The sequence below is a fragment of the Armatimonadota bacterium genome, from assembly GCA_037138755.1.
GTDB lineage: Bacteria > Armatimonadota > Fimbriimonadia > Fimbriimonadales > Fimbriimonadaceae > Fimbriimonas.
Genome location: JBAXHT010000001.1, coordinates 1,036,878 through 1,048,553 on the forward strand (window position 1 = coordinate 1,036,878; position 11,676 = coordinate 1,048,553).

The 11,676-nt window shown below is 54.6% G+C and carries 11 protein-coding genes; 5 read left to right on the plus strand and 6 right to left on the minus strand.

All coding sequences use genetic code 11. The annotated features are described in order from the left end of the window. Window positions 1-564, plus strand: coding sequence for a GNAT family N-acetyltransferase (locus WCK51_04970; GenBank protein MEI7576223.1), 564 nt, complete (start codon window positions 1-3; stop codon window positions 562-564). A gap of 166 nt (window positions 565-730) precedes the next feature. After that, window positions 731-1,189 carry a hypothetical protein gene (locus WCK51_04975; GenBank protein MEI7576224.1) on the plus strand — a complete coding sequence of 153 codons (459 nt, stop codon included), beginning with the start codon at window positions 731-733 and terminating at the stop codon, window positions 1,187-1,189. A 350-nt stretch (window positions 1,190-1,539) separates the two neighbouring features. Here the strand turns inward: WCK51_04975 and WCK51_04980 are convergent, their stop codons facing one another. The 3 genes from WCK51_04980 to WCK51_04990 all read right to left on the minus strand — a co-directional run bounded on the left by WCK51_04980 (window position 1,540) and on the right by WCK51_04990 (window position 2,983). Beyond that, complete coding sequence (locus WCK51_04980) at window positions 1,540-1,872, minus strand: hypothetical protein (GenBank protein ID MEI7576225.1); 333 nt, start codon at window positions 1,870-1,872, stop codon at window positions 1,540-1,542. A gap of 137 nt (window positions 1,873-2,009) precedes the next feature. After that, on the minus strand, window positions 2,010-2,507 hold the full coding sequence (locus WCK51_04985) for a hypothetical protein (protein ID MEI7576226.1): 498 nt from the start codon (window positions 2,505-2,507) through the stop codon (window positions 2,010-2,012). Next, window positions 2,504-2,983 (minus strand): hypothetical protein, encoded by a 480-nt coding sequence (locus tag WCK51_04990; GenBank protein ID MEI7576227.1) that lies wholly within the window; start codon window positions 2,981-2,983, stop codon window positions 2,504-2,506. Before WCK51_04990 ends, WCK51_04985 begins: the two co-directional genes overlap by 4 nt. 226 nt (window positions 2,984-3,209) lie before the next feature. Between WCK51_04990 and rsgA the strand changes: the two genes are divergently transcribed. Then, window positions 3,210-4,346 carry a ribosome small subunit-dependent GTPase A gene (gene rsgA, locus WCK51_04995; GenBank protein ID MEI7576228.1) on the plus strand — a complete coding sequence of 379 codons (1,137 nt, stop codon included), beginning with the start codon at window positions 3,210-3,212 and terminating at the stop codon, window positions 4,344-4,346. 45 nt (window positions 4,347-4,391) lie between these two features. Here rsgA and WCK51_05000 read toward each other — a convergent pair whose 3' ends face one another. Continuing rightward, complete coding sequence (locus tag WCK51_05000; protein ID MEI7576229.1) at window positions 4,392-4,757, minus strand: hypothetical protein; 366 nt, start codon at window positions 4,755-4,757, stop codon at window positions 4,392-4,394. 101 nt (window positions 4,758-4,858) lie between these two features. On the opposite strand from WCK51_05000, the gene sdhA reads away from it, so the two are divergent. Beyond that, window positions 4,859-6,769: a succinate dehydrogenase flavoprotein subunit gene (sdhA, locus tag WCK51_05005; protein ID MEI7576230.1), complete on the plus strand. Its 1,911-nt coding sequence runs from the start codon at window positions 4,859-4,861 to the stop codon at window positions 6,767-6,769. Window positions 6,770-6,837: 68 nt separating this feature from the next. On the opposite strand, the gene WCK51_05010 is transcribed toward sdhA, so the two are convergent. Then, window positions 6,838-7,500, minus strand: coding sequence for a ThuA domain-containing protein (locus tag WCK51_05010; protein ID MEI7576231.1), 663 nt, complete (start codon window positions 7,498-7,500; stop codon window positions 6,838-6,840). Between the two features lie 134 nt (window positions 7,501-7,634). Between WCK51_05010 and WCK51_05015 the strand changes: the two genes are divergently transcribed. After that, window positions 7,635-10,826 (plus strand): S41 family peptidase, encoded by a 3,192-nt coding sequence (locus WCK51_05015; protein MEI7576232.1) that lies wholly within the window; start codon window positions 7,635-7,637, stop codon window positions 10,824-10,826. Between the two features lie 3 nt (window positions 10,827-10,829). Here WCK51_05015 and WCK51_05020 read toward each other — a convergent pair whose 3' ends face one another. Further along, the gene (locus WCK51_05020; protein MEI7576233.1) at window positions 10,830-11,606 is read right to left on the minus strand and encodes an HAD-IIA family hydrolase; all 777 of its coding nucleotides are present in this window, start codon (window positions 11,604-11,606) and stop codon (window positions 10,830-10,832) included. Window positions 11,607-11,676: the final 70 nt, after the last annotated feature.

Sequence of the window (11,676 nt, forward strand, 5' to 3'; positions counted from 1 at the left end):
ATGGCTCCGACTCTCGAAACTCATCGCCTGATCTTGCGCCCTGTGCAGATGTCGGATGCGGAGCGCATCCAAGCGCTCTTTGCCTGTTTTGATGTGATCGAGTATTTGGACGGGAGCGTCATTCCCTGGCCCTATCCTGAGAGCGGCGCGGTAGAGTTTTTGAAATTCATCATTCCCAAAATGGAAGCTGGCGAAACCATAGTTTGGGCTCTGGAGCCGAAGGGTTCTGACGAGATGATCGGGATTCTGCACCTCAACCAGTTCTCAGAAACAGACCATCGGGGTTTCTGGTTGGGGCGAGATTACTGGGGTCAAGGTTATATGAGTGAGGCGGTGGCAGCTTCGCAGGACTACTGCTTCGAAGTGCTAGGGATGTCCCGCTTGTTGCTTTCCAACGCCGAACCTAACACGGGCTCGGCCCGCATCAAAGAGAAGTCAGGTGCAAGGTTGCTCGGATACGAGGAGGCGAAATATTACGCTGGCGGTGGAACTTATCGAACGATGAGATGGGAGCTTTCGGCGGAGGCATGGCGAGAGAATCGATCGAAGTTTGGCGAGATCTGAAGTTTGAGATGAAGCACACTTTGCCCTTTCATTGAGCAAAGTTAGGGCTACTGTCTCTTGCGGGCCAATTCCAGCGGATCGAGGTGATATCGCGAACGGGACCAAACGGAAAGGCGCAGCCATCCATTAAAAAGGTTGATATAATTGCAATAGAGGGCGTCCGAAAGTGAATGTATCGAGAGTATCTTGGAGCCTGGTCGATGAATGGCAACGTTCCAGCGACGCTCGCCGTGCCGCGATTTTGCGACTTGGCTACACCCTCCTGTTCTTCGCGACGCTTCCGTACTGGGTAGGAGCTTTTCCTGAGTTGCGCCCGATCATTCGCCAATTCTTCACTCCAGTGGGGCTGGTGCTCTTCCAATCGAGCGTTGTTCCGCTCATTGCAAACAATTTGTCCGCGCAAGCCCAACCCTCCAAAGAAAGTGGATCCCCTAATGGCCGTTACATCAGAACGTTCTTAACGAGTATCTACAGGTGGAAGGATGACCAGAACTGGAAACGACCTTTCTATCGATTCTGCATTTACTTTATCGTCGCCGTTGGTTGGATTTTCGGCACCTTTCTGGCCGTCTTCTTCGCACCGCTACTCGCATTGGAGTGCATCATCTGGATTCGTGAGCAGTGAACGGGGATGACTGCCATCACCTTCGTCCCTATAGGTAGGTTGCGACCGTTACGGTTGTCAGCATTCTTACTGGTCTGCCTGAATCGGAAATCATTGGGATGGCGTACAGCACTTGTTTCGGTTGCACACCCGTTCACGCTCCAGCTGAAGACCGGATATCGCGGTAAAGTAGCCAATAGGCTTGCCTAATACAGCTACCGAGTTGATCGCTCTATCGGAAACGGAATTGGTCGGTCGGCACTTGACGCAGGAGGGCTACAGTTGGGATTATTCGCCATCACCAGCATGCAAACCAAGATTCCCACAAAAATCGAAACCACAATCCTCCCAATTCGATGTGCGGGCTCATCTCAATGCCACGAGAATTCAGATCGACCAGCGTCGCCTCGGGCGCCCAATTCTAAAAGTCGCTTCTGTTCGTTCCAGCTGAGGTCGGGAACATAGTCACCCGCACCAGAGTCACTAAGCAACTTGTTGAAATCGATGGGCCTGAATTCCTCGGGAACGTAGTTTACTGGGGGAACGTTTTGACCGATTCTAGGGGGTGATTCGCCCCGCCGTACCTCCAATTCCCTTAGCCGAGCTTCGAATCCATCCATCCGACCCTTTAGCTCCGCGACCTCGTCCGGACCTCGCATCTGGCTCAGAATCCGTCCGATCAACAATGGCGACGCGTCCGTCACCTCCGCAACATCTCGAATCGTCGGGACCGGCTCTGCGAACAGCGCATCCTTCGTCGCGAGCCTTTACAAAAGCTCCTGCAACTCATCTGCTTGATCTTGCTCGTTAAGCCGCTCCGACTGATCGAGTCGAGAGTGCATCATCTTTGCCCACTCAAAAACCCTAAGATGATCGTTGCAAGGAGTATGACGCCAATCGCACTGATGATCACTCGCTGCCCGAACAGCCATAGATTTTCCTCCTGAGTAGGTTGCTGGGAGGCTTCTAAGGCTAAGTAGCGGCGATAGCTCCCCTCATAATCGAAAGCCCCTATCTGGTCATAACGGCGCACAATTTCAAACCGCGTATTGCTGCCTTGTTGTGCGACCTTTTGTTCCAAACTCGAAAGTCGAGCACGGAAATCGTCGATCTCGCGGATGAGACGAGCCGCATCGACATCTTTTCTCAACTCTGAAAGAATCCGCCCGATCAACAACGGCGAGGCGTCCGTTGCCTCAGCTACATCTCGAATCGTCGGAACTGGCTCCGCAAACAGCGTGTCCGTCGCCGCCAACCGAGCCAAAAGCTCCTGCAACTCATCCGGATGAACCTGCTCGTTGAGCAAGTCAGCCTGATCGAGGCGAGAGCCGGAGTTCAAGGGCGTCCGGTCATCCCCAGAAGCGACATCACCCACCCAGCAAGCGGAACCAGGACGAGGAGCGCCGTCGGAAGCAGGATCAGAATTGGGAAGTAGGGCATCAGTTTGTGGTTTTCGTCCACGTACCACATGTCTCCGGGGCGGTACACCCCGAGCGGGTCGTTGTTTCGCCAAAACTTATCCATCAACCGGCGATCGCCGGAGACGACCTCGGCGGACAGTCGTGCCGACCCCAACTTTTTAATCAAGAAATCGTTCCGCTTGATCGCAGCCGTGAGTTCTCTGTCCGACTCACCTCTTAAATCTGAGATTGCGCGCGCGACCATCAGAGGCTTTAACCCTAGCTCCGAAGCTAACGAACCAATCGTCACCACTTCTCTCGGCGTAAACGCGGCCAAGAAGCGCGTTGCAACCGTCCCTGCCTCGGCATGCGAGACCGGCGCCGAGAGAATTTCGTCACTCACCAACGAATCCATGATCTCCCTATTGTACGAAAATTCGACAAAACGGGATGCTTGTGATACAATTAACCGACGCCCGAAAGGCGAAATTTCAGGAGGCCGAATATCAGATGACTGTCAACACCACGATCCACCACGCCTCCCGAGCCGCATAAACGGCATCTTTCTATTCGGTTCGAGGGGCCCCGTTTCCCCCAAGCGCACCCACTGTGCGCCCGACCGAACTTAGGAAAAACCAGAATTGGATCAAAAACAGAAAGACTTTGTCAATCGCACCATGGCGGCGATGGACGCAAACGAGCGAAAGAAGGTGCGAGACCGCGCCATCAAGGCTCGAAAACTCGCCTTGTCTCGAATGACCTCTCGTCCCGTATTGGACGTGGAGGAGGACGAAGACGACGACACGCCGATTCCCATCCGCAAGCCGACTCTTCCGTTGGAAGAGTTCATTCTTCGTATCCTGACCGAAGAGGTTGTGGTACCGCAAAAGCCCGTCGAAACCCAAGTCGGAACCGTTATCGCTCTGCATCGAAAACGGTGCGAAGTAGTCCTCCCAACTCAGAGGATCGATTGCAATCTCACGCCTGATCAGGCCAAGTGGCAGCAATCCCAGTTCGCAGTTGGCGATTTGGTGAATGTCTACCGCGAGGAAGAAATTTGGCGCATCAGGGATGTCCAGCCAAGAAAGACCAAACTCTCCCGACCCGACCCCGGCTCTGCCGAGCGCGAACGGGTGATTGTCGCCAATATCGACGTCATCGTCGTGGTCGTCAGCGTCAAAGCACCTCCTCTTCATCCCAGAGTGATTGACCGCTACCTCATCGCCATCCAACGCGGTGGGGCCGAGGCGGTGATCGCGGTGAACAAATCGGACCTTCTCGCTCCAGACGACGATGAGTTCAATCTCCTCGACCCCTACCGCTGCCTCGCTCCGATCATCCGTGTCTCGGCTGCCGCCAAAAATGGCCTCGATGAACTCAAAACTCATTTGGCAGGGAAGCGATCCGCATTCGTTGGTCATAGTGGAGTTGGCAAAAGCTCCCTGCTCAACGCGCTGAAGCCTGATCTTGAGCTTGATACTGGAGCGGTCAGCGAAGGCTATGGCCGAGGAACTCACACCACTACCAGTAGCCACCTATGGGATCTCGGCGACGGCACCGAGATCATCGACACTCCAGGGGTTCGGGCGTTTGGCCTCTTCAAGCTAGACAGGGATGAACTCATTGATTACTTCCCAGAATTCGAGGGGTTATCCTGTCGCTTTCGAGATTGCTCGCACACTGTCGAGCCAGGTTGCGGAATTCGAGCCGCCGCCGAAGAAGGGCTGATCAATTCGGCGAGGTTTGATACTTATCAGAGAATTCTGGCCTCGCTTTAGCCACACGGGGGGAGTGACTTCCCCCAAGAGCTCCTGGCTCCGAACTTATTTAGACGTTCTCCCGAGTGATCCATGCCGTTTTGCAAAGATCTTGATAACGATCGTTAACCCAAATACGCCGATGGCGGCTATCCATGTGAATACTCGAACTAGAAGCGCATAAAGTGCGTACTCTCTCGGGATCATTTCTACTCCCCAATGCATTCCCACACTCAGCTTGTCATCTATCTGCCTGTATCGCCTTCTCGATTCTTCGTCCTTAAACTTTGCGTTTTCGGCGATCTCATCGAACCCTCGGGCTACCTCACCCATAACCTGGTGCCCCCTCTTTCCTCTTTCGATAAGTCCCCGGGCTGTTACTTCGCCACCAACGATCAAGATCACCCCAACGGCAAGCGCCCAGATCTTCACGCAATCAATGATATGCTAAAAACGGTCTGCCCGATTAACCGCAGACCCGCGATTAACCCAAGACTCTTGCTATCCAAACTGCGTAGAATAGAGTCACAGCAATGGCAGCACAGCGTACAGTGATCGTCGTCGGCGGAGGGCTCGCCGGACTTATGGCAGCAATGAAGCTGGCCGAGGCCGGGAACAAGGTCAAAATCTTCAGCGTCGTCCCCGTCAAACGGTCGCACTCGGTGTGCGCCCAGGGCGGCATCAACGGTGCGGTTAACCTTCGCGGAGAAGGAGATTCGCCGTATCTTCACTTCGAAGACACGATCACCGGCGGAGACTTCCTGAACCACCAGCCCCCCGTCATGCGGATGGCCGAGCGTGCTCCTGCGATCATTTACCTTTTGGACCGAATGGGTGTTCCGTTCAACCGAACTTCCGAAGGCCTACTTTCCTTCCGCCGCTTCGGAGGCACTCTGAAGCACCGAACCGCTTACGCTGGAGCAACCACTGGCCAGCAGCTCCTTTACGCCCTTGATGAACAAGTCAGAAGGTGGGAAACCATGAACCTCGTCGAGAAGTATGAGGGCTACGAGTTCATCAGCATCATCAAGGACTCCGAGGGTCGCTGCCGAGGCATCACCAGCCAGAACCTTCGAACAATGGAGATCGAGGCATTCGCCGCCGATGCCGTCGTCATGGCGACCGGCGGAAACGGACTCATCTTCGGAAAGTCCACCAACTCGATCATCAATACCGGTTCCGCAGTTTCGGTTTGCTACCAACAGGGCGCCAAGTACGGCAACCCGGAGATGGTCCAGATTCACCCGACCGCAATCCCCGGTGAGGACAAGTGCCGACTCATCTCCGAATCCGTTCGCGGTGAAGGCGGCCGAATCTGGGTTCCGAGCAACCCAGATGACCAGCGAAAAGGCGTCGATATTCCCGAAGGCGAACGACGCTACATCTGCGAAGAACTTGACAGCAAATACGGCAACCTCCTCAGCCGAGACATCGTCAGCTTCATCATCTACTGCACCTGCCGAATGGGCAACGGGGTCAAGGGTCGCCAGCAGGTCTACCTCGACATCACCCAGCTCCATGATAAGCGGGGCGGACCTTGGAGCCGACAGACGATTAACGACAAGCTCGAAGGTGTTCTCGAAATCTACGAGAAGTTCATGCGCGAGGATCCGATCGAGAATCCGATGCGGATTTATCCAGCCGTTCACTACACCATGGGCGGGCTCTGGGTGGACTACGAAACCAACGGCGACAACACCTGGGATGTGGAAAGCCCACGTAACCAAATGACCAACGTCCCCGGATTGTATGCCGCTGGCGAGTGTGAGTTCCAATACCACGGCGCAAACCGCCTTGGCGCAAACGCTCTGCTGGCCTGTTTGGTTGGTGGAGAAATCGCCGCCGAAGGCATCATGGCTTACCTTCAGAAGGGCGACGTTGCCGCGGATTCGCTTCCGTCTTCTGCTCTGGACGACGCTCGAAATGAGCAACAGTCGATCTACAACACCCTGGCAGGCTCAAACGGCACCGAGAACCCTTACGCACTCCACGCCGAGCTGGCAGACGTCATGTGGAACAACTGCGGAATCTGGCGCGTTCAGGCCGATCTGGTTAAGGCGCGCGGGTCGCTCGATGATCTGGCGGCTCGGGCTCGACAGTGTGGACTGACAGATGCTTCTGGCTGGACCAATCAAGCCGTCCCGTTCACCCGTGCGCTGATCAACATGATCGAGCAATCGAAGGCGATTGTCGATGGTGCGATAGTCCGCGACGAAAGCCGTGGTGCCCACTTCAAGATGGACACTCCGGAGCGTTCGGACACCGACTGGCTCAAGACCACCTTGGCGAGCTACGACAACGGCAGGACCAAGTTTGAATTCGAGCCCATCGACTGCCGCTTCATCGCTCCAAGAGCGCGAAAGTATGCCGTCAACCAGATCGGAATCGTCAAAAAGATCATGGGCGAAAACTTCCTCGAAGGCTTCGCCGGCGCGGCGAAGTAGCCGGAAGCTACTTCGGATACTCAAACGGGGTTGCCAGTTGGCAACCCCGTTTTCATCACACGGTCAGACTACTTGGCTGCCCAGAGGAATCCGCGTCTCATTAGCTCCTTGGGAACTTCAGCTTCTAGGACATCGGCATGATGCCCAAGAGCATTGTAAAACACCCGCCCGGCGCCGTACATCTTTGTGTAAACCTGGGGCATCTTGCATGGATTCCCGACGTGCGGACCGTCCACTCCGGGCAGAGGAAAATCGCACGTAGCCAGAACGTTCACACCTGGATCGACGTGCAAGTAGTACTGCTCCGAAACCACTTCAAAGTCGGGTAGTCCCGCAGTAATCTCATGCGAATTTGGACCCATGTTCACCATATAACGAACTCCGTCGTTCCCCGGATGAGCGACCCATTGTGACCCGGTCATGAACTGCCATTCGGTGTTCGTCCGGAAAGCATCGCACATTCCACCGTGGCACCCTGCGATACCGATTCCTTTCTCAGCAACTGCAATGCGGACGGGCTCAAACTGCTCCGGCTTGATTTCGCTCATCGTGTAGACCGGCACTAACAAGTTGTGCGAATACACAAACTCGGCGTCGGCAAAGGAATCGAGGGTATTCGAAACGGTGACCGAAAAGCCCTCGGCAACCAACAAGTCCCGGAAGAAGTAGGCAACTTTCTCCGGTTCGTGTCCATCCCATCCACCCCAAACAATCAGCGCACTCTTTGACATCGAGTCCAGCTTACCAACTGAGCACTAGCTCACAAATTGTAACAATTCGAAACCAAAACGTACACCCTCCCGGTATAGACTCCCGTAAGAACTTACAGGGCGTGCTTTCGCATCCCGATTTTCTGGAATTCACTATGGGATCAGTTACCATCATCGCCCTCGCCACTGCCATGCTAGGCAAACAAGGCGCAACCATCGAACCGCGCCTTCTTCGGCAACCCGACATCCACGGCAACAATGTTGTGTTCTGCTATGCCGGAGACCTTTGGGTTTCAACCACCGAGAATGGCAACATTGCACGCCGACTCACAAGCGGTAGCGGAGCTGAATCTCGCCCACACTTTTCTCCCGACGGAAAGACCATCGCCTTTACCGCGACTTACGATGGTTCCGGAAACGTTTTCACAATCCCGCTTGAGGGTGGCGAGCCAAAGCGACTGACCTACGGAAATAACGACCAATGCCTCGGTTGGACCCCCGACGGAAAGATCATGTTTGCGACTCCAGAGGGCCAGCCCTATGGTGGTCGTCAGCCTCAACTGCTACTGGTTAATGCGAAAGGAGGGCTCCCACAGACCACTCCGATCAAAGAAATTGCGACCGGAATGATGACTGAAGATGGCAAGAAGCTGGTTTACAACCGAGTAAATAGCTTCAACTTTAACTGGAGACGCTACCGCGGCGGAACCCAAGGCAAGGTTTCTATTTATGACCTTGCAACAAATGAATATTCGGAGCTTCCGGCGAAGCGAGATCAGAATTTCCACCCGCTCGTCGTAGGGAATTCGATCTATTTCATCTCCGACCGAGCCAACGGAACGCTCAATCTCTTTAAGAACGAGAAGGGTAAGGACACTCAGCTCACCAACGATAGCCAAAGCGATATCAAGTGGCCAGAGACCGACGGTAAGACGATCATCTACGAGCGCGACGGCTTCCTTGTCCACTTCGACCCGGCTACTGGCAAAGAGAAGAAACTCTCCCCAAAGATTCTTAGCGAAAACCTTGGTTCTCGACCAACACTGAAGAATTTGCAGCCATATCTTAGCGATTTCTCGATTTCGCCAAGCGGAAATCGCGTCGCAGTAAACGCGAGAGGAGAGCTCTTCTCAGTCCCGGCTAGAACCGGAGAGACTCGGAATATGAGCCGGACCAGCGGTGTTCGCGAAGAGGCCCCGCGCTGGTCGCCGGACGGGAAAAGCATTGCCTACATTTCGGACGCATCTGGAGAAAGAGAGATCTACCTCCAGCCCCAAGGTGGCGGATCTCCGGTTCAACTGACGAACAAGACGGGCTTCCGGATTGAGGGCCTTGTCTGGAGTCCTGACAGTAAGTTCCTGGTTATCAACAGCCCAATCGCAGCCTACAAGCTAGACCCTTCAACTAAGCAAATCATCGAGATCGCTGACTTCCCCTACGGCGGAGGATCAATCGACGTCTCGCCAGATGGAAAGTGGCTGGCTTACACTCAAGCTGGCACAAATGCTAACAGCGCACTCTGGCTTTACGAAGTCGAAAGTGGCAAACGAACGAAGCTCACTGAAGGCTTTTTCAATGACGGATCTGCCGTGTTCGACCGTGAGCGTCCGTACTTGTACTTCTCATCAGATCGCACATTCGAACCAACCTTCGGTCGTTTTGAGTTCAGCCTTAAAGTTGAAGATACGACCCGCATGTATGCAGTAGCGCTCACAAAGGACGCTCCGAACCCGTTCCTGGATCGCAACGACGAGGAGCCAGAGCAAGGAGCCAAGCCTCCCGAAAAGCCAGCCGCAGCCGCCGCAGGAGAGCCAAAGCCGAGCATTGAGCTCGACGGTATTGCAAGTCGCATCATGGTTCTGCCGCTCCCTCCAGGGAGCTACAATGCTTTGACTGGCCTCGGCAACGGGTTTGCCTATATATCTGGTGGAGTTCTGTTCCAGTACAGCCTCGGCTCGAAGGCTCCGACCCCTCTGTACGAAGGCACGGGGTCAGTTGATTTCACTCCAGATCGCAAGAAAATGGCGGTGTTGGGTCGGGGAGGATTGCAGATCCTGCCTGTGGCACCCGGCGGTCAGCCCGGACCGGGCCGCGTTGATCTTAGCAACGTGGAAGCGGTGATTGATGCTAAAGCCGAGTACAAGCAAATTTTCTGGGACGTTTGGCGCTACGAGCGAGACCATTTCTACGACGCTTCGATGGGCGGCCAAGACTGGCTCGCAATCGGCAAAAAGTATGAGGGATACCTCCAGTATGTTAATCACCGTGGTGATCTTAACTACATTCTGGGCCTACTGATCGGCGAACTCGGAACCGGGCACGCCTACATTCAGGGTCAGGGTGATCTCGGCCAGGGTTCCCCTCGGATTCCCGTCGGAAACCTCTGTGCCGATCTTGAAGTCTTCGGGGATGGCGTTCGATTCGCAAAGATTCTTCGAGGATTCAACGACGAAGAGCCATACCAAACCCCGCTGGGACTCCCAGGGATCGATGTTAAAGATGGGGAATACCTCGTGGCAATCGACGGAAACGCCATCACCGCTGAAACGAATCCCTCGGAGTTCCTCGTGGGGAAAGTTGGAAAGACGGTCACGCTGATGGTCAACTCCAAGCCAGGAATGGAGGGCGCGAGGAAAGTTCGCGTGAAACCCATTGCGACCGACATCCAGGCTCGCTACTGGGATTTCGTTGAAGGTAACCGGAAAAAGGTCGCCGAACTCTCAGGAGGTCGGATCGGTTACATGCACATCTCCAACACCGCTGCCGAAGGTTCGCACGATCTCGTCCGAGGGTTCTACAACCAAACCGACAAAGATGCCGTCCTCGTTGACGAGCGCTGGAACGGAGGTGGTTACATCCAACCGTGGTTCGTCGATACCCTTGCTCGAAAGAAGAAGGCGATGATCCAGCCTCGCTACGGAGCCGATCAGCCTGAGGCCCCCGTCATCGAAGGGCCCATGTGCCTTCTTATCAACGGTTATGCGGGATCAGGCGGAGACTTCTTCCCCTACATGTTCCGCCAAGCGGGACGTGGTCCGCTCATTGGAAAACGAACTTGGGGCGGATTGGTTGGAATCAGTGGTGGGATCAACTTGATCGATGGCGGAAACGTCACTAGTCCCAACTTTGCCATCTACAATCCGGAAACTGGTGAAATCATTGCCGAGAATCAAGGAATTGATCCTGATATCGACATTGATTCTCGCCCTGATCTGATTGCGAAAGGTCAAGATCCACAGCTTGAAGCAGGAGTCAAATACTTGCTCGAACAGCTCTCAAAGCTGCCTCCGAAAAAGGTTCGCACTAAGGTTCCTCAGGTCGGCAAGAACGGCAAAATCAATCCCTAACGGCTAGAGGAGTTCGAGGAGGCCCCCGATGGAAGCAGTTCCGACGGGGGCTTCTTTGTCGACGCCGGTCGTCACTAAAACCCCGGTGCATCCTGCAGCTTTGGCGAACATCAGGTCGGTATCGATTCGATCGCCCACAACAAGAGTTTCTGACGCGGCTATCTTTTCCGCCTGAAGAACGTGGAAAAGCATGTACGGATTTGGCTTTCCTATCACGGTGGGTTTGAGTTCCGTACAAGCTGAAAGCGCTCCTAAAATTGCACCAGCACCGGGAGCAAACCGACCACCCGCGAGCGGATATGTGGCATCGTTATTTGTTCCGATCAGTCGTGCTCCCCCGAGTACACACTGCAACGCTGAATCCAGCAATTCATAGCTCAAAGCTTCGCGACAGATGCCCGCGACGACAGCATCCACCGAACCAGACACCGGATGCACCCGCAAGCTATTAAAGTTCACGACCCCAATGCCTTCATCGATCAAGGTTTCAACCAAACCAGGCTCTCCGACCACGAACACTCGCCGGATGCCGACGGCGGCGCAGTACCGGGCTGCAGCGCGACCACTGGTGAGAATCTCCGCGGGTCGGGCCTGGATTCCCATTCTCGCGAGCTTAGCTACGTACGCCGTTTCGGTTTGGCTGGAGTTGTTTGTGGCGAAGAAAATACGTGCGTCAGTCTTTCGTAACTCTCGAAGTGCTTCTGCTGCGCCCGCGATCACCTGATCACCCCGGTAGATCGTTCCGTCAAGATCAAAAACGTAGCACGAGTAACGTCGCACGGCTCATTCTATTCCACAGTTCATCTCAAAATGATTGTTTCATAAAATTCTGAAACTTCAATCATTTGCC

What these genes read in the sequence shown, in the direction of transcription:
- WCK51_04970 (MEI7576223.1), top strand. Translation starts at nt 1, where the DNA reads ATGGCTCCGACTCTCGAAACTCATCGCCTGATCTTGCGCCCTGTGCAG.
- WCK51_04990 (MEI7576227.1), bottom strand. Translation starts at nt 2,983, where the DNA reads ATGGATTCGTTGGTGAGTGACGAAATTCTCTCGGCGCCGGTCTCGCAT.
- sdhA (MEI7576230.1), top strand. Translation starts at nt 4,859, where the DNA reads ATGGCAGCACAGCGTACAGTGATCGTCGTCGGCGGAGGGCTCGCCGGA.
- WCK51_05010 (MEI7576231.1), bottom strand. Translation starts at nt 7,500, where the DNA reads ATGTCAAAGAGTGCGCTGATTGTTTGGGGTGGATGGGATGGACACGAA.
- WCK51_05015 (MEI7576232.1), top strand. Translation starts at nt 7,635, where the DNA reads ATGGGATCAGTTACCATCATCGCCCTCGCCACTGCCATGCTAGGCAAA.